This window comes from Nocardioides sp. (genome assembly GCF_050699375.1).
Lineage (GTDB): Bacteria > Actinomycetota > Actinomycetes > Propionibacteriales > Nocardioidaceae > Nocardioides.
This window is the reverse complement of sequence record NZ_JBOHDN010000052.1, coordinates 1-21212: the sequence shown is the minus strand read 5'-3', so window position 1 is coordinate 21212 and position 21212 is coordinate 1. Positions and strand designations below refer to the sequence as shown.

General features: G+C 72.2%; 19 protein-coding genes. 8 read left to right on the top strand and 11 right to left on the bottom strand.

What is annotated here, in order from left to right; all coding sequences use genetic code 11:
* Positions 1–98: 98 nt before the first annotated feature.
* The gene (locus ACRDPS_RS02980; protein WP_431500129.1) at positions 99–1307 is read right to left on the bottom strand and encodes an ROK family protein; all 1209 of its coding nucleotides are present in this window, start codon (positions 1305–1307) and stop codon (positions 99–101) included.
* A 71-nt stretch (positions 1308–1378) separates the two neighbouring features.
* Here ACRDPS_RS02980 and ACRDPS_RS02975 point away from each other — a divergent pair, with 71 nt between their 5' ends.
* Positions 1379–2260, top strand: a complete 882-nt coding sequence (locus ACRDPS_RS02975; protein WP_431500128.1) for a LysR family transcriptional regulator — start codon at positions 1379–1381, stop codon at positions 2258–2260.
* Here ACRDPS_RS02975 and ACRDPS_RS02970 read toward each other — a convergent pair.
* The 9 genes from ACRDPS_RS02970 to ACRDPS_RS02930 form a co-directional block, all read right to left on the bottom strand.
* Positions 2191–3156, bottom strand: a complete 966-nt coding sequence (locus ACRDPS_RS02970; protein ID WP_431500127.1) for a LysR family transcriptional regulator — start codon at positions 3154–3156, stop codon at positions 2191–2193. The genes ACRDPS_RS02975 and ACRDPS_RS02970 overlap by 70 nt on opposite strands.
* A 109-nt stretch (positions 3157–3265) precedes the next feature.
* Positions 3266–4396: a thiolase family protein gene (locus ACRDPS_RS02965; RefSeq protein ID WP_431500126.1), complete on the bottom strand. Its 1131-nt coding sequence runs from the start codon at positions 4394–4396 to the stop codon at positions 3266–3268.
* A complete protein-coding gene (locus ACRDPS_RS02960; RefSeq protein ID WP_431500125.1) occupies positions 4389–6143 on the bottom strand; it encodes a class I adenylate-forming enzyme family protein in 1755 nt (584 codons plus the stop codon). Before ACRDPS_RS02960 ends, ACRDPS_RS02965 begins: the two co-directional genes overlap by 8 nt.
* Positions 6140–6940, bottom strand: coding sequence for a crotonase/enoyl-CoA hydratase family protein (locus ACRDPS_RS02955; RefSeq protein WP_431500124.1), 801 nt, complete (start codon positions 6938–6940; stop codon positions 6140–6142). The genes ACRDPS_RS02960 and ACRDPS_RS02955 overlap by 4 nt, the downstream gene beginning before the upstream one ends.
* 20 nt (positions 6941–6960) lie before the next feature.
* Positions 6961–8112 (bottom strand): acyl-CoA dehydrogenase family protein, encoded by a 1152-nt coding sequence (locus ACRDPS_RS02950; protein WP_431500123.1) that lies wholly within the window; start codon positions 8110–8112, stop codon positions 6961–6963.
* A 14-nt stretch (positions 8113–8126) separates the two neighbouring features.
* Complete coding sequence (locus tag ACRDPS_RS02945; protein WP_431500122.1) at positions 8127–9440, bottom strand: MFS transporter; 1314 nt, start codon at positions 9438–9440, stop codon at positions 8127–8129.
* Positions 9441–9599: 159 nt separating this feature from the next.
* The gene (locus tag ACRDPS_RS02940; RefSeq protein WP_431500121.1) at positions 9600–10379 is read right to left on the bottom strand and encodes an enoyl-CoA hydratase/isomerase family protein; all 780 of its coding nucleotides are present in this window, start codon (positions 10377–10379) and stop codon (positions 9600–9602) included.
* Positions 10376–11524, bottom strand: a complete 1149-nt coding sequence (locus ACRDPS_RS02935; RefSeq protein WP_431500120.1) for an acyl-CoA dehydrogenase family protein — start codon at positions 11522–11524, stop codon at positions 10376–10378. Before ACRDPS_RS02935 ends, ACRDPS_RS02940 begins: the two co-directional genes overlap by 4 nt.
* Before the next feature lie 47 nt (positions 11525–11571).
* Positions 11572–12804, bottom strand: coding sequence for a CaiB/BaiF CoA transferase family protein (locus tag ACRDPS_RS02930; RefSeq protein WP_431500119.1), 1233 nt, complete (start codon positions 12802–12804; stop codon positions 11572–11574).
* A gap of 83 nt (positions 12805–12887) precedes the next feature.
* Between ACRDPS_RS02930 and ACRDPS_RS02925 the strand changes: the two genes are divergently transcribed.
* Entirely contained in the window at positions 12888–13805 is a 918-nt protein-coding gene (locus ACRDPS_RS02925; RefSeq protein WP_431500118.1) for a LysR family transcriptional regulator, read from the top strand.
* Positions 13806–13812: 7 nt separating this feature from the next.
* On the opposite strand, the gene ACRDPS_RS02920 is transcribed toward ACRDPS_RS02925, so the two are convergent.
* Positions 13813–14730, bottom strand: coding sequence for an acyl-CoA thioesterase (locus ACRDPS_RS02920; protein ID WP_431500117.1), 918 nt, complete (start codon positions 14728–14730; stop codon positions 13813–13815).
* A 151-nt stretch (positions 14731–14881) separates the two neighbouring features.
* On the opposite strand from ACRDPS_RS02920, the gene ACRDPS_RS02915 reads away from it, so the two are divergent.
* The 6 genes from ACRDPS_RS02915 to ACRDPS_RS02890 are packed head-to-tail and all read left to right on the top strand — an operon-like array spanning position 14882 to position 21208.
* Positions 14882–15829, top strand: coding sequence for a CoA transferase subunit A (locus ACRDPS_RS02915; protein WP_431500116.1), 948 nt, complete (start codon positions 14882–14884; stop codon positions 15827–15829).
* A complete protein-coding gene (locus ACRDPS_RS02910; protein ID WP_431500115.1) occupies positions 15826–16608 on the top strand; it encodes a CoA-transferase subunit beta in 783 nt (260 codons plus the stop codon). Before ACRDPS_RS02915 ends, ACRDPS_RS02910 begins: the two co-directional genes overlap by 4 nt.
* Positions 16605–17981, top strand: coding sequence for an MFS transporter (locus ACRDPS_RS02905; RefSeq protein ID WP_431500114.1), 1377 nt, complete (start codon positions 16605–16607; stop codon positions 17979–17981). Before ACRDPS_RS02910 ends, ACRDPS_RS02905 begins: the two co-directional genes overlap by 4 nt.
* A complete protein-coding gene (locus ACRDPS_RS02900) occupies positions 17968–19215 on the top strand; it encodes a CoA transferase (RefSeq protein ID WP_431500113.1) in 1248 nt (415 codons plus the stop codon). Before ACRDPS_RS02905 ends, ACRDPS_RS02900 begins: the two co-directional genes overlap by 14 nt.
* Positions 19212–20054: an HpcH/HpaI aldolase/citrate lyase family protein gene (locus ACRDPS_RS02895; protein WP_431500112.1), complete on the top strand. Its 843-nt coding sequence runs from the start codon at positions 19212–19214 to the stop codon at positions 20052–20054. The genes ACRDPS_RS02900 and ACRDPS_RS02895 overlap by 4 nt, the downstream gene beginning before the upstream one ends.
* Positions 20051–21208, top strand: a complete 1158-nt coding sequence (locus ACRDPS_RS02890; RefSeq protein ID WP_431500111.1) for an acyl-CoA dehydrogenase family protein — start codon at positions 20051–20053, stop codon at positions 21206–21208. The genes ACRDPS_RS02895 and ACRDPS_RS02890 overlap by 4 nt, the downstream gene beginning before the upstream one ends.
* Positions 21209–21212: the final 4 nt, after the last annotated feature.

The window sequence follows — 21212 nt, the reverse complement described above, 5'->3', positions numbered from 1 at the left end:
GTCGCACTTTGACAAGTTTCTGGACAAAGTGTCGGAACGCGCTCGGCAGAGGTGTGGGCCGGAGGCCCGATTGCTCCGGGTGCGTACGCGCGGATCCGCTACGCGAGGCCGTCGTGATAGGGCGCGTAGACCGAGCTGCTGATCAGCCTGGCCGCCCCGATGACACCGCCCTCGTCGCCCAGCTCGCTGACCACGATCGGCAGGTTGCCGGTGGCCAGCGGGAGCGAGCGGCGGTAGGTGACGCTGCGGATCTCGGCGAGCAGGGCATGGCCCAGGCCGGTGACCCGGCCACCGATGACGATGAGGCTGGGGTTGAAGAACGAGACGAGGCTGGCCAGGACCTGGCCGACCCCGTGACCGCTGTCCCGGATGAGCTGGAGGGCGTAAGCGTCCCCTCGGGAGACGGCGACACCGATGTCGGCGGCGCTCAGCCGGCCCTGGGTCTCCAGGGTCTCGGCCAGCACCGGGCTGCGGCCGGACTTGGCGGCCGCGAGCGCATCGCGGGCGAGCGCGGCACCGCCGGAGTACGCCTCCAGGCAACCGGTGTTGCCGCAGGCACAGAGCGGGCCGTCGTCCTGGACGCGGATGTGGCCGATGTCGCCGGCGCACCCGTCGACACCGCGGTAGAGCTCGCCGTCCACGACGATCCCGCAGCCGATGCCGGTGCCGATCTTGACGAACAGGAAGTCCCGGGCCGCCCGGGCGACGCCGGCGTGCTGCTCCCCCACGGCCAAGACGTTGACGTCGTTGTCGAGGACGACGGGGCAGCCGAGCTCGCGGGCCACCGCGTCGCGTACGGGGTAGCCGTCCCAGCCGGGCATGATCGGCGGCGAGACCGACACGCCCCGATGGAAGTCGACCGGACCCGGGACTCCGATACCTGCGCCGAGCGGCTTCTCCACGCCGATCTCGGTCATCACGGCCCGGGCCTCCTTCAGAGCAGTGGCCAGCACCGCCTCGGGTCCCTGCCGGATGTCGCAGTCGACCGAGCGGGCGGCGAGGACGGCCAGCCGGCCGTCGGTGACGCCGACCGAGAGGCCGGTGGCGCCGATCGAGATGCCGAGGAAGCGGATGTCGGGGTCGAGGTCGACCAGCTTCGAGCGCCGTCCGCCGCTCGAGGCGGCTCGGCCCACCTCCTGCGCCAGCCCCAGCTCACCCAGGCGCGTCACCTCGGCCGCGATGGTGGTCCGCGATACCCCGATCCGATCGGCGAGCTGCACCCGCGAGAGCGGACCGTCGTCGCGGAGAAGCTCGAGGATGCGCGCCTGCATCGGGCTCTCGGCCCGGCCAGCGAGTGAGTGCAGCACGAGGTGATCCTCGCACGCGGCCGCCTGTGGCGCGGCGGTCAGCACGTGTTGGCTGGGCGTAGGGTCGGCTTGTGGACCTGCGGCTGCTGGAGTACTTCGTGGCTGTGGTCGACCACGGGGGCGTGACCAAGGCCGCCAACACGCTCTACATCTCGCAGCCGTCGCTGTCGCAGGCGATCCGCATCCTCGAGCGGGAGGTCGGCGCCCCGCTCTTCGACCGCAGCAACCGCGCCCTCGAGCTCAACGCAGCTGGTGCGGCATTCGTCGAGCCGGCGCGGCGGGTGCTCCGGGAGGCGCAGGAGGCCCGGCGCAAGGTCGGCGCGGTCCGTGACCTTCGTGGAGGCCGGCTCACCGTCGCCGCGCTGGCGAACCTCACGATCACGCCGCTCTCCGAGCTCGTGAGCGAGCTGCGCGGCCGGTATCCGGGGATCCAGGTGCACGTCGACGATCCGGGCAGTCCTGCCGGTGTGGTCGCCGCGGTGCGGCAGGGGCGGGCCGAGGTGGGGTTGACCCAGTTCTCCGCCCGACCCGCCACCCTCGCCGCCGATGAGCTGTGGACCGAGCGGGTGATGCTGGCGATGGCGCCCGAGCTCGCCGCCGACCTGCCCGACCCGGTGCCGTTGGACCTCGTCCGCGAGATCCCGCTGGTGCTGGAGGTCGACGACCGGCTCAGCAGCGTCATCGCGGACCCGGAGCTGCGCGACGCCATCGGGCAGGTGGCGGTCCGCTGCGCCCACCGACAGGCGATCTGGGAGCTGGTGGCGATGGGAGCCGGGGCGACGTTCCTGCCGGAGCGGCTGGCCGAGCGGGTCCTGCGCAAGGTCGTGCTGCGCGCGGTCGAGCCGGAGGTACGCCGCCGGGTGGGGGTCGTCTACCGAGCCGATCAGCTCTCTCCGGCCGCCCGCGCCTTCGTCGACCTGGCTCGGGAGACGGCGGAGTCCGCACCGTCCTGAGCTTCGTGCTCCCGGGCCAGCTCGACGAAAGCCTCGGCCGCCGGTGAGAGCCGCGCCGGCTCGAACACCAGCCCGTAGCGTCGGCTCAGAGCCGGCGTGAACGAACGGACCTCCGCGCCACGTGCCCGGGCGAAGCCGGCCAGCGAGCGCTCGATGAAGGTGCCGCCGACGCCCGCCAGGGCGAAGGACAACCGAGCCTCGCGGTTCTGGAGCACGGCGGCCGGCGGCCGCAGCCGTCCGGCAGCCGCCATGGTGCGTACGATCTCCTCGGAGTGCGACCCTCCTGGCGGCACGATGACGAGCGGGATGTCGGGCAGCTCCTCCCACCCGATCGGGTCGTGCGCGGGGATGTCGCTCCCCTCGGGAAAAGCGATCCAGAACTCCTGGGTGCCGAGCTCGAGCACGTCGAGCTGCTGCTCCCTGGACGTGGGTCGCGCGACGTCGGCGTAGGGAAGATGGGTCACCACGATCTCGCAGCGACCGCTGCGCAGGGCGACGGTCGGGTCGTCATCGCTCAGCTTGCCGATGCTGATCAGCACCTTCGGATAGCGGCGGCGGTACTCCGCGACGAGCGAAGGCACCAGCCCCGTGCCCAGCGCGGGGATCGTGGAGAGGTCGAGACGGCCGTGGAGCTGGCCTTCCCGGTCGCGTACGGCACCTTCGGCCGCAGCGACGCCGCGCAGGATCCGCCGCGCCGAGCCGACCATGGTCAGCCCCGCGGAGGTCGGCACCATCCCCCTCCCGATCCGGTGGAAGAGGGCGGTGCCGAGCTCACGCTCGAGCGAGCGGAGCGCCTGCGAGATCGTCGGTTGCGCGACGCCGAGCGCCGTCGCGGCCGCGTGCACGCTGTCGTGGTCGACGACGGCGAGGAAGTAGCGCAGGTGGTGCACGTCCATGGTCCCAACCTAGTGTCCCGCGCCGAGAGTCTGTGCCATAAGTCGTGCGAAGCGTGCGTGCATCGCGAGGCGGCGGCGCGACGCCTGGATGGCCCCTTTCCGAGAAGGTTCAGAGGAGCTCGAGGATGGTGGCGTTGGCGAGTCCACCGGCCTCGCACATCGTCTGCAGGCCGTAGCGGATGCCGTTGTCGCGCATGTGGTGGACAAGTCGGGTCATCAGGATCGCGCCGGAGCCGCCCAGCGGGTGGCCCACGGAGATCGCGCCCCCGAGGGGGTTGAGCCGCTCGTCGAGGCCGCCGGTCTCCGCCTGCCAGGCCAGCGGCACCGGCGCGAACGCCTCGTTGACCTCGTAGGCGCCGATGTCGTCGAAGCCGAGCCCGGCACGCTGCAGCGCCTTGGCGGTGGCGGCGATCGGGGCGGTGAGCATCATCACCGGGTCATCGCCCGCGAGAGCCGAGGTGTGCACCCGAGCGATCGGTCGCCACCCCGAGGCTGCGGCGGTCTCGCTCGAGGTCACCAGCAGCGCCGCGGCGCCGTCGGAGATCTGCGAGGAGTTGCCGGCGGTGACCACGCCGTCCTCCCGGAACACCGTACGCAGCCCGGCGAGCGACTCTGCCGAGGTGCCGCGGCGCAGCCCCTCGTCGGTCTCGAGACCGGCGATCGGCACCAGCTGGCCGGCGAAGGCACCGGCATCGGTGGCCGCCGCGGTGCGCTCGTGCGACCGCGCGGAGTACTCGTCGAGCCGCGTCCGGGACAAGCCCCACTTGTCGGCGACCATCTCGGCGCCGATGCCCTGGTTGAACCCGTCGACGCCATAGCGCTCGAGGACGGACGGCGGGTAGGGCACCCCCTCGCCGCGGGCGCTGCCCATCGGCACCCGGGTCATCGACTCGACGCCGCCCGCCACGGCGATGTCGTAGTGCCCCGCGATCACGCCGGCGGCCGCGAAGCTGACCGCCTGCTGGCTCGAGCCACAGCGGCGGTCGACCACGGTGCTCGGCACCGACTCGGGCCACCCGGCCGCGAGCACGCCGACCCGTCCGATGCTGCCGGACTGGTCACCGACCTGGCTCACGCAGCCCCAGACGACGTCGTCGACGCCTGCCGGGTCGAGGTCGTTGCGCGCTGCCAGCGCGGTGAGCACGTGGGCGCTCAGGTCGCCGGGGTGGATGCCGGCGTACGCGCCGTTGCGCTTGCCGATCGGGGTGCGGACGGCGTCGACGATCACTGCATCACGCATGGATGTCTCCTGGTTCTTTGGCACTGGGCCGGTTGGCGATGGGCTCGTTGGCGATGGACCGGAGCTCGGTCTTGAGGATCTTTCCGGCGGGGTTGCTGGGCAGCCGGTCGACGAAGTGCACGGCCCGGATCTTCTTGTAGGGCAGCACCCGCTCCGCGACGTACGCCATCAGTGCGGTCGCGTCGACCCGGCCACCGGCGACGGGAACCACGAAGGCCACCGGCTCCTGGCCGACCGCGGTGACGTCGCGGCCGACGACGGCAGCGCCGTCGACATCGGGGTGGGCGACCAGCAGGTCCTCGAGCTCGCGCGGATAGACGTTGTAGCCCTTGTAGATCAGCATGTCCTTGGCCCGGTCGCAGATGAAGATGAAGCCGTCCTCGTCGACATAGGCGATGTCGCCGGTGTCGAGCCAGCCGTCGACGAACTGCTGCGCGGTGGCTTCGGGACGCTCGAAGTAGCCGTCGGTCACCTGCGGGCCACGCACCCACAGCTCACCGCGCTCCCCCGGGCCGAGCGGTTCACTGGTGAGACCGGCCCGGATCTCGACCTCGGTGTCGAAGATCGGTACGCCGACCGCACCGCGCTTGGTCCGACCGTCACGGAAGACCGGACCGACGGACACCAGGCAGGTCCCCTCGGTGAGGCCGTACCCCTCGAGGATCACCGTGGACGGGAAGAGCTCCTGCAGCGCCTCCATCGTGGGCAGATCGATCGGCGCGGCACCGGACGACACGACCCGCAGCGAGGTGAACTCGCGGTCCCCGGCGTTCTCGCCGGCGCCGACCAGGGCATGCCACATGGTCGGGCTACCCGTGATGTAGGTCGCCCGCTCCCGCTCGATCAGCTCCAGCATCCGCTGGGGGTCGAAACGGCCCGACAGCACCTGCCGTGTGCCGCAGAGGTGGAGGAAGCTCGCGTTGATCAGCGCGTGCGCGTGGAACATCGGCGAGATGACGACCGTCACCGAGTCCCCGGGCACCACTCCGGCCTCGGCGGCATCCGGGAGGGGGCGCAGGGTGGCCCCGTGCACGTCCTGTCCGAGGATGTGGCCGGCCCGCCAGCCCGCCATCTGGGCGACGTTCGACACGACGTTGCGGTGCAGTACCCGGACCGCCTTGGGGACGCCGGTGGTCCCGCCCGTGTACGCGAGGTGGGCGATGTCGTCAGGGCCGGCAGTGGTGTCCGGCCGGGTCGTCGGCTGACCCTCCATCAGGCCAGCCAGCGTCAGCGCGCCGGCGGGCAGGTCCCCAGGGGCCGGAGCCACGTCCGTCCCGGGCACGACGACCAGGGTCTGCAGCGCGGTGCCCTGCCGGGCCTCCTCGAGCAGCGACAGGTGCTGGGGATGTGACAGCGCCGCAACGGCGCCGGTCTCCAGGATCTGGGCGCGCAGCCCGGCCGCCGGTTGCAGGGGGTTGGTAGGGGCCACGGTCGCGCCGGCCAGCAGAATCCCGTAGTAGCAGGGCAGGAACCACAGCGAGTTCGGCTGGTGGAGCACGACGACGTCACGCTCGCGCACCCCGGCGGAGCGGAGGCCGTGCGCCACCTGGCAGGCGTGCGCGTGGATCTCGGCGAAGGTCAGGGTCGCGTCGCCGTCCCGGACACCGATCCGGTCGGGGTAGGCGCGGGCGGCGTACTCGTTGAGGTCGCCGACGGTCAGCGCGGGGTACTCGAGGTGGCGCGGCAACTGGTGCGGCCAGTAGCCCTGCTCGACAACGGGCGTCGTGGACTCGGTCACGGTGGTCATCGTCCTTCCCAGACGGGCGTGCGCTTCTCGGCGAAGGCGCGGGCGCCCTCCTTGGCATCCGTGGAGGCGAAGACCGGCTCGACGATCTCCCGCTGGCGGGTGTAGCGCTCCTCGACCGGCCAGCCGCGCGACTCGACCATCACCCGCTTGCTCGCCGCGACCGCGAGCGGGCCGTTCGCCGCGATCCGGTCGGCGAGTGCGAGCGCGGCCTCGAGCGCGGACCCGTCGTCGACGACCTGGTTGACCAGGCCGACGTCGTGGGCCCGCTGGGCCTCCAGGAAGTCCCCGGTGAGCACCAGCTCCATAGCGACGGCGGGCGGGATCCGCTCGGGCAGCCGGAGCAGGCCGCCACCGGCGGCGACCAGGCCGCGCTTGACCTCGGGTACGCCGAACCGGGCGCCACGGGCGGCGACGGCCATGTCGCAGGCGAGCACGATCTCGCAGCCGCCGGCGAGCGCGTAGCCCTCCACCGCCGCGATGATCGGCTTGGCCGGCGGGGTCTCGGTGATGCCCGCGAACCCGCGGCCCGGGACGCTCGGGCGCTCGCCGCGCAGGAACGCCTTCAGGTCCATCCCCGCGCAGAACGTGCCGCCCGCGCCGGTGATGACACCGACGGACAGGTCAGGGCGGGTGTCGAGCGTGTCGAGCGCTGCGGCGACGGCCTCGGAGACCGCGCGGTCCACGGCGTTCCTGGCCTCCGGGCGGTCGAGGGTGATGACCAGGACGCCGGGGCGCTCCTCGACGCGGACCACGGTGGCGGTCTCGGTGCTGGTCTCAGGACTGGTGTCGGTGCTCATCGGATGCTCCTCCTCAGGGGTCACAGACCCAGCGACTTGGCGACGATGGTCTTCATGACCTCGCTCGTGCCGCCATAGATGCGGCTGACCCGGGCGTCGGCGTAGAGCCGCGCGATCGGGTACTCGTTCATGTAGCCGTAGCCGCCGTGCAGCTGCAGGCACTTGTCGACGACCCGCGCCTGCATCTCCGTCATCCAGAGCTTGACGGCGGCCGCGTCGGGGCCCGAGAGCTCGCCGCGGTCGTGCGCCTCGAGCGCCTGGTCGAGGAACGCCTGCCCGGCCGCGACGTCGACGGCGCACTCGGCGAGCACGAACTTGGTGTTCTGGAACTCGGCGACCGTCTTGCCGAACACCTGCCGCTCGCCGGTGTAGTCGCGCGCCAGGTCGACGGCGTGGGCGGCAGCCGACCAGGCACCGACCGCGATGGTGAGCCGCTCCTGCGGCAGGTTGTGGCTGAGGTAGCCGAACGCCTGGCCCTCCTCGCCGAGCAGGTCTTCGAAGGGCACCCGTACGTCGTCAAAGGAGAGCTCGCAGGTGTCCTGCGCCTTCAGCCCCATCTTGTCGAGGATCCGACCGACCTGGTAGCCCGGGCTCGTGGTGTCGACGACCAGGATGCTCAGCCCGGTGCGCCGGTTGGCGGGGTCGGGCGCGGAGGTCCGGGCGACCACCAGCACCCGGTCGGCGTTGTAGCCGCCGGTGATGAACGTCTTGGCCCCGTTGAGCACGTAGCAGTCGCCGTCGAGCCGGGCGGTGGTGCGGATCCCGGCGAGGTCGGAGCCGGTGCCGGGCTCGGTCATCGCGATGGCGGTCATCAGCTCACCGGCCGCGAAGCCCGGCAGCCATCGCTGCTTCTGCTCCTCGGTGGCGTACGCGAGCAGGTAGGGCAGCACCAGGTCCATGTGCACCCGGAGCGGTCCGAGGTTGATGTTCGACCGCACCGACTCCTCGGTGACGATCGCGTTGAACTTGTAGGACGCCACCCCGGCGCCGCCGTACTCCTCCGGCACCTGGATCCCGACGATCCCGAGCTCGGCGGCCTGACGATAGAAGTCCCGCGGTGGGTGGCCTGCCCGCTCCCACGCGGAGAACTCGGGGGCGACCTGCTTCTCGAAGAACTGGCGGACCGTGCCCCGGAAGGCCTCGTGGTCCTCGTCGAAGATCGTGCGCTGCATGGTTGCTCCTGGGATCAGAGGGACGTACGTGTCATGGCGGCCAACCGGGCCTTGTCGCGCTCCGGGTTCACCATCAGCAGGGCCGCGATCGCGCCGACGATCGCGAAGGCCCCGAAGATCTGGAACGCCCTGGCGAACCCGTCGGCCGGCGTGGCCGCGGCATCGACGATCACGCCCGTGACGTAGGGCGCCACCAGGCCACCGATGGCCATCAGGGCGAGGAAGATCCCGAGCGTGTTGGCCATCTGGCGCGGCCGGACGACCTCGGAGATCGCGGAGTTGAACAGCGGGAAGACGCTGGCGCCGAATCCGTAGCCGACGGACACGACGACCACCGCCACGACGGGCGCACCCAGGTAGGGCACGACGGTCATCGCGATGCCGCACGTGAGCAGGCCGACCGCGGGCACGATGCCGCGGAGCATCCGTGAGGTCGCGCCCCGGGCGAGCAGCCGGTCACCGACGCCGGAGAGCAGGAACATCACCACCAGGCTGGCGATGCTCGGGAACGCGAACATCGTGCCCGCCTGGACCTGGCTGTAGCCCAGCCCGAGCTCGAAGTACGACGGCAGGAAGGTCAGCACGACGGTGACGAGCGCGTACATCGACATCACCGCGAGGGCACCCCCGACGAACGTCGGCGTGGTGAGCACTGCCCGCCACGGCGCGACCGGCTCGTCGTCATCCGACGCGGGGCTCGCCTTGTCGGTTCCGTAGGGGCCGACCCTCCAGGTCGGCAGCCAGAACGCGGCCCACAGCACTCCCGCGACCGCGAGCACCAGGAACGCGGCCCGCCATCCCTGGGTCGCCATCAGGATCGCGAGGGCCGGCGCGATCGCGATCTTGGCGATCGACGCGGAGGCGGTGACGCACGCGGCGGGCAGGCCGCGCTTCTCTCGCGGGTGCCAGGAGAACACCGAGGTGTGCACGAGTGCGCTCGACGGACCCTCGAGGAACCCGAGCAGCATCCTGCTGAGCAGAAGCACCGTGAACGTCGCGGAGAGCACCAGCGGCAGCATCGCCACGGACCAGCCGATGGCGAGGAGCACGAGCGCAGACTTCAACGTCATCCAGCGGTTCAGCGGGCCGGCGAAGAAGCCGCCGACGGTGAAGGTCAGGAAGAACGCGCTCCCGACCAGGCCGATCTGCGAGGCGCTCAGCCCGAGCTCCTTCGCGAGCGGCTGGGCAGCGAGACCGAACACGGCCTTGTCGGCCCAGTTGACGACGTAGAGCGAGACCAGCAGGCCGGTGAAGCCCCACGCCTTGGTGCGGGACTCACCTGCTTGCGAGGTGTCGCCCGAGGGGGCGGTGAGATGGGTTGCGGACACGGTTGTCTCCTTCGCGGAACCACAGGGATCGCTGCCCCGGCCGGGTGATGCTCGGGCCGTCATCGGGCGTCCTCACCATGGTTGTGGCGCCGGGTCCCGCACCGCAAAGACTCTTCGGCTAACCGATCGATAGGCGCTTCCTATGACGACCGTCACACTTCAGGCACCGATGAAGTCGGGCCCTCTGCGCTCCAGGAAGGCCGCCCGGCCCTCGGCGAACTGCCGGCCGGTGAGCAGCTCGACCTGGAGGTCGGCCTCGGCCGCGAGCACGCCCTCGAGGCTCTGGTCGGGCTGGGTGAGGATGCGCCGGGTGCCGGCCACCATCGGCGCCGAGAGCTCGGCCAGCCGCGAGGCCAGCTCGACCGCGTGGTCGAGGGCGGTGCCGTCGTCGACGACGGCCTCGACCGCCCCGATCCGCTCGGCCTCGGCCGCGTCGAAGGTGCGTACGGTCAGGAGCAGCTCACGCGCCCTGCCCTGCCCGACGCGCCGCGGGAGCGTGTAGGCGAGCCCGGTGTCGGGGCCCAGCCCGATCTTCGCGAAGGACGTCGAGAAGGTCGCCGAGCGGCCGGCGACCACCAGGTCGCAGGCGGCGGCCAGCGCGAGCCCGAGCCCGTAGGCGCCGCCCTCGACCGCGGCGAGGACCGGCCGGTCGCCGGTGACCAGCTGGCGTACGACGGCGTTGACGACCTCGAGCCGCTGCCGGGCGACGTCCCGATCCTGCGACATCGACCGGATGTCGCCGCCCGCGGAGAACACCGAGCCCGCGCCGGTCAGGACGACGGCACGCGCCTCCTGATCGGCGACCCTGAGCGCGGTGAGCAGATCGAGCCGGTCGGCGAGGTCGAGCGCGTTGCGGCGCTCGGGACGGTCGAGGGTGAGGATCCGGACGTGGCCACGGTCCTCGACCCGGACCGCGCCGCCGCGCAGCTCCTCGCTCACCCCTGGAACTCCTTCACCATCTGCTTGGCGATGATCAGCTTCTGGATCTCGCTGGTGCCCTCGTAGAGCCGGAACAGCCGCGCGTCGCGGTAGAACCGCTCGACCGGGACCTCACGCATGTAGCCGAGGCCGCCGTGGATCTGGACGGCGCGGTCGGCGATCCGGTCGACCGCCTCGGTGCAGAACAGCTTGCACAGCGACGGCGCCGTCCGGCGGTCGCTGCCGTCGTCCCAGCTGCGGGCGGCCTCGAGGACCATCGCGCGACCGGCGTACGCCTCGGTCCGGCTCTCGGCGAGCATCGCCTGGATCAGCTGGAACTCGGCCAGCAACTGGTCGCCCTGGCCGTTGGTCGTGGCGTGGCGCAGGCTCTCCTCGATCAGCCGGTCCGCGAGGCCGACGGTCAGCGCTGCGATGTGCAGCCGGCCCTTGGCCAGCGATCGCATCGCCGCGGAGAAACCCTCGCCCTCGACCTCACCGACCAGGTTCTCGGCGGGCACCCGGACACCGTCGAAGAAGATCTCCGAGGTCACGGCACCGCGCTGGCCCATCTTGTGGTCCTTCGGACCGATGGTGACGCCGGGGGTGTCGGTCGGCACGACGAACACCGAGATGTTCCGCGCACCCTCGCCGAGGTCGCCGGTGCGGGCGAACACCATGAGCAGGTCGGCCCAGATCGCGTTGGTGATGAAGCGCTTCTGGCCGTTGATGACGTACTCGTCGCCCTCGCGGACCGCACGGGTGCGCAGGCCGCTCGGGTCGGAGCCGGCCTCGGGCTCGGTGAGCGCGAACGAGGCGACCAGGTCACCGCTGGCCAGCCCGGGCAGGTACCGCTGCTTCTGCCGCTCGGTGCCGCAGTTGACCAGCACCTGACCGGCGATGCCGTTGTTGGTGCCGAACATCGAGCGGAACGACGGCGTGGTCCAGCCGAGCTCCATCGCCAGCCGGACCTCCTCCGACATGGTGAAGCCGAGACCGCCGTACGCCTCGGGGATGGCATAGCCGAAGAGCCCCATGGCCGCGGCCTGCTGCCGGAGCCGGTCGGGGATCTGGTCGGTCTCCTCGATCTCGTCCTCGGCCGTGACGACCTCCTTGCGGACGAACGCTCGGACGGCGTCGAGGATCGACGTGAACTCGTCGGGCTCCATGGGTGCTGCTCCTTCGTGCGGGAGGGTCAAGGCTGGTCAGAGCGGGGTCAAGGCGTGGGAACGGGTACGTCGGTGGGCCGGCCGACCACGCCGTCGGCGGCCAGCCGATCGATCGCGCCGGCATCGAGACCGAGCTCGGCGAGCACGGTCTCGGTGTGGGCGCCGAGCTCCGGGATCGCCCCCATCGGCAGCTCGACGTCGCGGAACGTCATCGGAGGCAGTACGCCGCGGACCGGACCGGCCGGAGTGTCGACCTCGCGCCACCGGTCGCGGCCGGCGAGCTGCGGGTGCTCGACCAGGCCGGACATGTCGTTGATCTGGGCCGCAGGAACGCCGGCGGCGGCGAGCCGGGCGTCGAGGTCGGCGGTGGCGAAGCCGCGGGTGTGCTCGGCGACGACCGCATCGCACTCCTCGCGGTGGGCGACCCGCAGCGGGTTGGTGGCCAGCCGCGGGTGGTCGACGAGATCGGGCCGCTCGAAGACGTCGGTCACCAGTGCCCGCCAGCCGCGGTCGTTCTGGACGCCGACCAGGATCTCCCCGTCGGCGGTCGGGTAGGCGTCGTACGGTGCGATCGAGGCGTGGCTGAGCCCCATCCGCGGCACCTGGCGGCCGCCGTACATCTGCATGTACATCGGGTGCCCGAGCCACTCGACGGTCGCGTCGAACATCGACACGTCGACGATGCCGCCCTTGCCGGTGCGCTCGCGGCGGAACAGGGCCGCGACGATCGCCTGGCTCGTGTAGAGGCCGGCGGCGATGTCGGAGCTGGGGACGCCGGTCTTGGTCGCCGTCTCCGGGGTGCCCGTGACCGAGATCAGCCCGGACTCGGCCTGGATCAGCATGTCGTACGCCTTGCGGTCGCGCAGCGGGCCGCCGGTGCCGTAGCCGGAGATGCCCGCGACGACGAGCCTCGGGTGTCGTTCGGCGAGCTCCTCCGCACCGAGCCCGAGCCGCTCGGCGGCACCCGGCGCGGCGTTCTGCAGGAACACGTCGGCGCGGCCGACCAGCCGGCGCGCGAGCTCGGCGCCGTCGGGCGACTTGAGGTCGAGCGCCACCGACTCCTTGCCGCGGTTGAGCCAGACGAAGTGCGAGGCGAGGCCGTGCACCGCGTGGTCGTAGTTGCGGGCGAAGTCACCCTCGCCCACCCGCTCGAGCTTGATCACGCGGGCGCCGAGGTCCGCGAGGTGACGGGTGGCGAGCGGGGCCGCGACGGCCTGCTCGAGGGCGACCACGGTGATGCCCTCCAGCGGCAGCAGGTCGATGGCCATGTCGGTGGTCATGCAGAAAGCATCCCGCGACTTCTTATGCGCGTCCAATACCTAATCCTTGGAGGATTGTTCCCAATGATGCAAGAGTTGCTCCCATGGACCTGCACCACCTCGAAGCGTTCCTGGCCGTCGCCGAGGAGCTCCACTTCGGCCGCGCGGCGGAGCGGCTGCACATCGCCCAGCCGCCGCTGAGCCGCACCATCAAGCAGCTCGAGCGCGACCTCGGCGCCCAGCTGTTCGACCGCACCACCCGAAGCGTCCGGCTGACGTCGGCCGGCGAGGCACTGGTCCGGCCCGCCCAGGAGGTGCTCGAGGGCCTGCGCACCGCGCGCCGGGCGGTCCGCTCGGCCGGCCGTGGCGAGACCGGCCGGGTCCGGATCGGGTTCGCCGGCCCCTCCTCCCACGTGCTCGTCGGCCAGCTCGGCCGGATCGTCCGCGAGCAGCATCCCGGGATCGAGCTGATGCTGCAGAGCACGACGTACAACTACGAGGCGCTGCGCTCGCTGCAGGACGGCGAGCTCGACCTGGCCATCGCGCGGTGGCGGATCGAGCCCCAAGGGCTCGCGCACCGCGTGATCGCGGTCGAGCACTACGTGCTCGCCGTGCCGGCCGGTCACCGGCTCGCCGGCCGCGGCGAGGTCAGCATGGCGGAGTGCCGGGACGAGCCGTTCGTGGCGCTGCCCGCCGACCCCGGCTCCAGCGTGCGCGACGCCTTCATCGAGACGGCGTCGCAGGCCGGTTTCGTGCCCAACATCGTGCAGACCGCGCCGGACAGCTGGACCGCGGTCGCGCTCGTCGCGGCGGGCGTCGGCGTCACGTTCACGCTCGACACCGCCATCGCGAACGTCGTGCAGACCGGCATCGAGGTGGTCCGGATCAGCGAGTGCGACCGGCCCACGTTCCAGCAGCTCGCCTGGCGGCAGGAGGACCGGAGCCCGGCGCTGCACGCGGTGCTGCGTGCTTCGGAGGAGGCGCTGCCGACCCCGGATCTGCCGAACAGCCCGCCCGCCTGACCACCGGTCAGCGGTCGGTCGAGACCTTCACCAGACCGACCTGCGACGCGGTGGCGACATGGCGACCGGTCTCGTCGAACAGCTCGCCGACGCCGTGGGCACGTCCGTGGGCGACCGACTCCACGCGGCAGTCGAACTGGTGCCATCCGGTCAGGTCGGAGGCGGCATGGAACGTCAGTGCGTGGGTCAGGCTGAGGATCCGGGCACCAGGCTTGTGCCGGGCCGACCCGAGCGCCAGGAACGACGCCTCGAGGATGCTCATGTCGCTCACGTAGGCGACCAGAGCCGCCCGCAGGACCGGGTCGTCCGGCAGCGGTCCGGTCGCCCGGAAGAAGGTGGTCTGCCGGTCGCTGGGCTCTGCGACGGTGAAGTACGGCGGGGCCACCGCGTGCCGGAAGTGGACCGGCCGGTGCAGCCGCCACCAGGGCGGGATCCGCTCGTCGGAGCCGAACCGGTCGGCGAGGTCCGGCAGCGTCTCGGGGTCGGGAGCGGGCGCCGGACGGACGGAGCTGTAGGACGGCAGGTCGGCACGCACCGTCGCCCACCGCGTGACGGCACTGAAGAGCTCCTGTCCCGCGTCGTCGAGCAGCCGGCTGCGCCGGGTCGCCAGCGACGGCGCGTCCGAGACGACCGTGACCTCCCAGTGCAGCGGCCGGTCCGTCGGCACTCCGCCGACGAAGTCGGCCTGCAGGCTGACGATCCGCTGGCCTGCCCCGACCCCGCGGCCGGCGGCGACCAGCGCCTGAGCCAGGAGGAGGCCGCCGAAGAGCCTGCCGGCGGGATGCTGCTGCGGTTCGCCGGTCCAGTGACTGACCCGGCCGGTCGACTCGTCGACGCAGCTCAGGTCGAGGAGGTCGAGCAGCTCGTCGAGGGTCACGGCAGCACGGGTGTCAGCGGCAGGAGAGGCGGGGTCCACCCGGCTCATTGTGCCGTCGTTTGTCATTCACTTTCGATATCTGTCTCGAACTATTCATACGTATCCGTCAACAGTGAGCGGCGGAAGAAGTATTGGAGTTCGGCACACGGCTGGCGGCAGGCTGGGACCACTGACCCCCGCCCGTCCCAGAGGAGCACCCATGGCCGCGCCCGACAAGGTCACCGATCTCAGCTCGGCGGTGGCCGCGCACGTACGGGACGGCATGACGGTCGCGTTGGAGGGATTCGGTCACCTGATCCCGTTCGCCGCCGGCCACGAGATCATCCGCCAGGGCCGTCGGGACCTGACGTTCTGCCGGATGACCCCCGACCTGCTGGCCGACCAGATGATCGCCGCCGGCTGCGTCTCGAAGCTCGTGGCCTCGTTCTTCGCCAGCGGCTCGGCGGGCTCCCTGCACGAGGTCCGGCGCCGGGTGGAGAACGCCGACCCGCAACCGCTCGAGGTCGAGGAGTACAGCCACTACGGCATGGTCTGCCGCTACCAGGCGGGCGCCGCCGGGCTGCCGTTCTTCCCGCTCCGTTCCTACGCCGGCAGCGACCTGCCGAAGCTCAACCCGCTGATCCGCAAGGTCTCCGATCCCTACGGCGGCCCCGACATCTACGTCGTGCCGCCGCTGTGCCCGGACGTGACGATCGTCCACGCCCAGCGCGCCGACCGCTCCGGCAACGTCCAGATGTGGGGCATCGTCGGGGCCCAGCAGGAAGCGGCGTACGCGGCCGAGACCGTGATCGCGACCGTCGAGGAGATCGTCGAGGAGGACGTGGTCCGCTCCGACCCGAACCGCACCGTGCTGCCCTCCCACGCGGTCACCGCCGTGGTGGAGTGTCCCGGCGGCGCGCACCCGTCCTACACGCAGGGCCACTACGACCGCGACAACGCCTTCTACCGCGAGTGGACGGCGATCAGCCGCGACCGGGAGGCGGTGCTCGGCTGGCTCGAGGAGTGGGTGCACCAGGTGCCCGACCACGCTGCGTACCTCGACAAGCTCGGAGCGGAGCGCTGGGACGGGCTCGGTGTCGCTCCCCGGCCCTCGCAGCCCGTCGACTTCGGCCGCCGCCGGGTGGCCGCCCAGGAGGATGCCTCATGATGCCGCTCTCGGACGTGGCTCCGTCCAGCACCGAGTTCCTCGCGGCGGTCGCCGCCCGACAGCTCGTCGGCAAGCACCGGGTCTTCGCGGGCGTCGGGCTGCCGACGCTCGCCGTGGACCTGGCGCGCCGCACCGTGAACCCCGACGTCGAGCTGGTCTACGAGTCCGGTGTCTGCGGCGCACAGCCGGAGGGCCTGGCGGAGAGCATCGCCGACTCGGTGCTGGTCTCCGGCGCCGCGGCGGTGGTGAGCATGCCCGCACTGTTCGGCTACGTGCTGCAGCGGGGCCATGTCGACGTCGGCTTCCTCGGCGCCGCCCAGATCGACCGTTGGGGCAGCCTCAACACCAGCTTCATCGGCGACTGGGACAAGCCCGCCGTCCGGCTCCCCGGTGCCGGCGGCGCCGCGGAGATCATGCCGAACGCCGGCGAGTGCATCGTCGTGCTGCGCCGCCACGACCCCGGCGCCCTTCCGGCGCAGCTCGACTTCTGCACCTCGCCCAGCCCGGTGCGCGCGTACGACGAGGACCCCCGGATGGTGCCTCGCGGCCACGGGGTCTCCACCGTGATCACCCCGATGGCGGTGCTGCGCCGCCCCGACAAGCTCGGCGAGCTCGAGATCAGCGAGGTCCACCCCGGCCTCACCGTCGACGACGTCCGCGCCGCGACCGGGTGGGACATCCGGGTCGCCGATGACGTACGCGAGACCGGCCGGCCCACCGTCGAGGAGGTCCGGCTGCTCCGCGACGAGATCGACACGGTGCGGCTCTACCTCCGATGAGCCCGTCCACGATCACGTACGAACCGCGCCGATCGGCGTACGTCGCCCTGCTGGCGTGCTCCACGCTCGGCACCCTGTCGAGCACGATCATCAGCGCCCCGATCAACGTGATCGCCCACGCGATCGGGGCCTCGCCGCGCGGGATCGTCTTCGCGGTCAGCGCCTTCACCCTCGCCATGGTCGTCTTCGCACCGGTCTCGGGCTGGATGTGCCAGCGGTTCGGCTCCCGGCGGGTACTCGCCGGGTCGCTGCTGCTGATGGTGGCCGCACAGGCTGGCGCGGCGTTCAGCCAGGGGCTCGGGTTCCTGGTCGTGATGCGTGCCCTGCAGGGCGTCGCGTGCTCAGCGGTGCCGCCCGCGATCCAACAGGTGCTCGGCCTGCACTGGTCCGGCAACCGGGCCCGGGTGATGGCCGCGTGGGCGGCCGCGATCGGCGTCGGCCAGGCGCTCGGGCCGCCCCTCGGCGGGCTGGTCGCCGACACCCTCGGCTGGCGGTGGGTGTTCCTCACCCACGCCACGCTCAGCGCCGTCCTGCTGGTGCTGTGCCTGACCGTGGTGCCCGACGTACCCGCCTCGTACGCTCCGCTCCACGTCAGCGGGATGGCGACGCTCCTGGTCGGGATCGGCGCGCTCGTCGGCGCCGTCAGCTGGCTCGGACAGCACGGCGAGGTCGCGGTGGCCGCGGGGATGGCGGCCGTGGGCGTGCTCGCCCTGGTCGTGCACAGCCAGCTCGGGCGCACCAGCGCCGGACCTTTCGTCCCACCCGGCCTCCTCACCGAGCGGAGGTTCGTCGCGAGCACCATGGCCGCCGGCACCGTGATGGGCTGCCTCGGCGTCGCGATCGTCGCCACTCCCCTGCACCTGGGCCGCGACCTCGGCCTGGGCCCGGGACACATCGGCATCACGATGCTCGCGCTGGCCCTGGCGATGACGCTCGCCGCGCCGCTCTCCTCCCGGGTCACCGAACGCTTCACCGCTCGGCGCACGCTGCGCGGCGGACTGGTGCTGCTCGCGCTCGGGCTGCTCGCCCTGCCCCTGGCCGCGACCGCCTCCGGTTCGGGCCTCGTCGTCGCACTCACCGTCGCCGCACTCGCCCTGACCGGCGCGGCGATCGGTGTCGTGCAGGCCACCTCGGCGCTCGGTCTGATGACCTCGCCGGCCGCGGCCGACGGCGTCGCGCTCGGGCTCCACAACATGCTCCGTTTCACCGGCCTCGCCGTGGGCTACTCCTGGGTCGCGATCGCCTACCCGACCGGAAACCTCTCGCTCGTCTACGGCGTCCCGGTCGCCGCGGTCGCCTTGACCTGGGCGATGGCAGGCCCCTCCGCCACCACTCGGCCCGCCACAGAAAGGGTGTTCCATGACCATCGCTGAACCCACCCCCGAACCACTGGCCGGCCTGCGGGTGGTCGAGGTGTCCAGCTTCGTCGCCACGCCGCTGTGCGGCACCACCCTGGCGCAGCTCGGTGCGGAGGTGATCCGCGTCGAGCCGCTCGAGGGTGCGCCGGACCGGACGCGCTGGCCGCTCAGCGACGACGGCGCCAGCCTCTACTGGAACGGGCTCAACCCCGGCAAGAAGGCCATCGCCGTCGACTGCACCCACCCGGAGGGTCGGCAGCTGGTCGCGGACCTGGTCGTCTCGGGCGGCCCGTCCGGCGGCATCGTGGTCACCAACACCGAACGCTGGCCGGAGCTCGGGTACGCCGCGCTGCGCGCCCGCCGCGACGACGTCATCCACGTGCTCCTCACCGGGCGCCACGACGGTGGGACCGCCGTCGACTACACCGTGCAGGCCGGCACCGGCTTCCCGCTCGTGACCGGCCCGGAGGAGCATGCGGCACCGGTGAACGGCGTGGTGCCGGCCTGGGACCTCGCGGCCGGTCTCCACCTCGCGACCGGGCTGCTCGCCGCCGAGCGCCGGCGTACGGTCACCGGCGAGGGCGCCGAGGTGCGGGTCGCGCTGGAGGACGTCGCCCTCGCGGCCGCCGGCAACCTCGGCTACCTCGCCGAGGCGCAGCTGCGGCCGACGGGCGAGCGCGGCTCGATCGGCAACCACGTCTACGGCACCTTCGGCCGCGACTTCACCACCGCGGACGGCGACCGCCTCATGCTGGTGGCCCTCACCCCACGGCAGTGGTCGGACCTGCTGGGCATCACCGGCCTCGCCGAGGCGGTGGTCGCGCTGGCCCACGCACTCGATGCCGACTTCTCCGACGAGGGCGCGCGGTTCCGGCACCGGACGGTGCTCGGCGGCCTGATCGCCGCCTGGTTCGAGCAGCACGACACGGCGTACGTCACCAGGGCGCTGTCGAAGACCCGGATCCTGTGGTCGCCCTACCGCAGCTTCCGCGACCTCGCCGCCGACGACGCCCGGCTGCTGCGCGAGCACCCGCTGTTCTCGACGATCACCCAGCCCGGCGTCGGCGAGCTGCTCGTCCCGGGCGCTCCGATCACCGTCGACGACCGCAGGAGCGCCCCCAGACCGGCGCCCGCCGTCGGGCAGGACACCGGCGAGGTTCTCGCCGACGCCCTCGGTCTGGCCGCCGAACGGCTCGACGACCTGCTCACCCGCGGCGTCATCGGCACCCGGGAGGTGGTGGCGCGATGAGCACCACCGAGATCGCCGGGACGGCACGTACCTGGCTGTTCGTCCCCGGCGACCGGCCGGAGCGGTTCGCCAAGGCTGCCGCCGCCGGCCCCGACGTGGTGGTCCTCGACCTCGAGGACGCGGTCGCTCCGGCGCACAAGGACGACGCCCGCGCCCACGTCACCGACTGGCTCCCCCGGGCAGGCGTCGCCGTCGCCGTGCGGATCAACGCCGCCGGCACCGCCTGGCACGACGCCGACGTCACCGCGCTCGCCGCCCTCGACGGGCCGTCGCTGGTGGTGCTGCCGAAGGCCGACAGCCCCGAGACCGTGGCGGCCGTCCTGGCCGCGCTTCCCGACGGCTCCGCCGTCGTGGCGCTGGTCGAGACCGCGCTCGGCGTCGCACGGGCCGTCGACCTGGCCGGCTCCCCCGGGGTCGTACGCCTCGCCTTCGGCAGCTTCGACCTGGCCGCCGAGCTCGGCGTCGATCCCGATCACGCACCCGCCCTGGCGCCCGCGCGCGGCACCCTGGTGCTCGCCTCGGCCGTCGGCGGCCTGGCCGGCCCGATCGACGGCGTCACCGGCGACGTACGCGATCACGAGCGGCTGAGTGCCGACGTCACCGCCGCCGCGGCTCTCGGGTTCGCCGGCAAGCTCTGCATCCACCCCGGCCAGGTGGCCCCCGCCGCCGCTGCCCTGGCGCCCACCCCCGACGAGGTCGCCTGGGCCGAGCGTGTCCTGGCCGCCGCGACCGAGGACGGCGTCGCCCTCGTCGACGGCCGGATGGTCGACGCCCCTGTCGTCGCCCGCGCCCGCCGCATCGTCTCCCTCGACCGACCCACCCCAGGAGCAGCCAGATGAGCAGCCTGACCCCCGACGAGCAGGACATGGTCCGGCTCGTCGCCGACTTCGTCGACGAGCGCGTACGCCCCCGGGTGCGCGAGTTCGAGGCCGACGACATCTACCCCACAGAGCTCATCGAGGAGATGAAGAAGCTCGGCTTCTTCGGCCTCCTGGTGCCCGCCGAGCACGGCGGCGTCGACGTGAGCACGACCTGCTTCGCACGGGTGACCGAGGAGCTCGCCCGTGGCTGGATGAGCCTGGCCGGCGCGATCGGCGGACACTCGGTGATCAGCTACCTGGTCCGCCACTTCGGGACCCCGGAGCAGCAGGAGTCCTACCTGCCCCGGATGGCCGACGGCAGCCTGCGCGCCACGATGGCGTTGACCGAGCCGTCCGGCGGCAGCGACCTGCAGGGCATGCGTACGTTCGCCGACGCCGATGGCGACGACCTGGTCATCACCGGCTCGAAGACCTGGATCTCCAACGCCCAGCACGCCGGCCTGATCGGGCTGCTCTGCGTCACCGACCGCTCCGCCTCGCCCGCGCACCAGGGCATGAGCGTGGTGCTGGTCGAACCCGGCGACGGGCTCACCGTCTCGGGCAAGATCCCCAAGCTCGGCTACCGCGGCGTCGAGGCCTGCGAGCTCACCTTCGACCACATGCGGGTCCCGGCGACCGCGGTCCTCGGCGGCACACCCCACCTCGGCTGGGGCCACATGATGCGCGGCCTCGAGGTCGGCCGGATCCAGGTCGCCGCCCGCGCCGTCGGCGTCGGCCAGGCCGCGCTCGACGACGCGCTCTCCTACGCCCAGACCCGGGAGAGCTTCGGGAAGCCGATCTGGAAGCACCAGTCGGTCGGCAACCTGCTCGCCGAGATGGGCACCAAGATGCGCGCCGCCCGGCTGATGACCCTCGACGCGGCCGAGCGGCTCGACGCCGGCGACCGCGCCGACATGGAGGCCGGGATGGCCAAGCTCTTCGCCTCGGAGGCGGCCATGCAGGTCGCCCTCGACGCGGTGCGGGTGCACGGCGGCTACGGCTACTCCAAGGAGTACGACGTGGAGCGCTACTTCCGCGACGCCCCGCTGATGATCGTCGGCGAGGGCACCAACGAGATCCAACGCAACGTGATCGCCGCCCAGCTGGTGGCGCGCAACAAGAAGGGAAACTGACATG

Excerpts from the sequence above, each read along its gene's own strand:
- ACRDPS_RS02895 (WP_431500112.1), top strand. The coding sequence starts at position 19,212 with ATGAGCACCACCGAGATCGCCGGGACGGCACGTACCTGGCTGTTCGTC.
- ACRDPS_RS02915 (WP_431500116.1), top strand. The coding sequence starts at position 14,882 with ATGGCCGCGCCCGACAAGGTCACCGATCTCAGCTCGGCGGTGGCCGCG.
- ACRDPS_RS02910 (WP_431500115.1), top strand. The coding sequence starts at position 15,826 with ATGATGCCGCTCTCGGACGTGGCTCCGTCCAGCACCGAGTTCCTCGCG.
- ACRDPS_RS02900 (WP_431500113.1), top strand. The coding sequence starts at position 17,968 with ATGACCATCGCTGAACCCACCCCCGAACCACTGGCCGGCCTGCGGGTG.
- ACRDPS_RS02890 (WP_431500111.1), top strand. The coding sequence starts at position 20,051 with ATGAGCAGCCTGACCCCCGACGAGCAGGACATGGTCCGGCTCGTCGCC.
- ACRDPS_RS02925 (WP_431500118.1), top strand. The coding sequence starts at position 12,888 with ATGGACCTGCACCACCTCGAAGCGTTCCTGGCCGTCGCCGAGGAGCTC.
- ACRDPS_RS02920 (WP_431500117.1), bottom strand. The coding sequence starts at position 14,730 with ATGAGCCGGGTGGACCCCGCCTCTCCTGCCGCTGACACCCGTGCTGCC.
- ACRDPS_RS02950 (WP_431500123.1), bottom strand. The coding sequence starts at position 8,112 with ATGCAGCGCACGATCTTCGACGAGGACCACGAGGCCTTCCGGGGCACG.
- ACRDPS_RS02905 (WP_431500114.1), top strand. The coding sequence starts at position 16,605 with ATGAGCCCGTCCACGATCACGTACGAACCGCGCCGATCGGCGTACGTC.
- ACRDPS_RS02965 (WP_431500126.1), bottom strand. The coding sequence starts at position 4,396 with ATGCGTGATGCAGTGATCGTCGACGCCGTCCGCACCCCGATCGGCAAG.
- ACRDPS_RS02955 (WP_431500124.1), bottom strand. The coding sequence starts at position 6,940 with ATGAGCACCGACACCAGTCCTGAGACCAGCACCGAGACCGCCACCGTG.
- ACRDPS_RS02960 (WP_431500125.1), bottom strand. The coding sequence starts at position 6,143 with ATGACCACCGTGACCGAGTCCACGACGCCCGTTGTCGAGCAGGGCTAC.
- ACRDPS_RS02930 (WP_431500119.1), bottom strand. The coding sequence starts at position 12,804 with ATGACCACCGACATGGCCATCGACCTGCTGCCGCTGGAGGGCATCACC.
- ACRDPS_RS02935 (WP_431500120.1), bottom strand. The coding sequence starts at position 11,524 with ATGGAGCCCGACGAGTTCACGTCGATCCTCGACGCCGTCCGAGCGTTC.
- ACRDPS_RS02970 (WP_431500127.1), bottom strand. The coding sequence starts at position 3,156 with ATGGACGTGCACCACCTGCGCTACTTCCTCGCCGTCGTCGACCACGAC.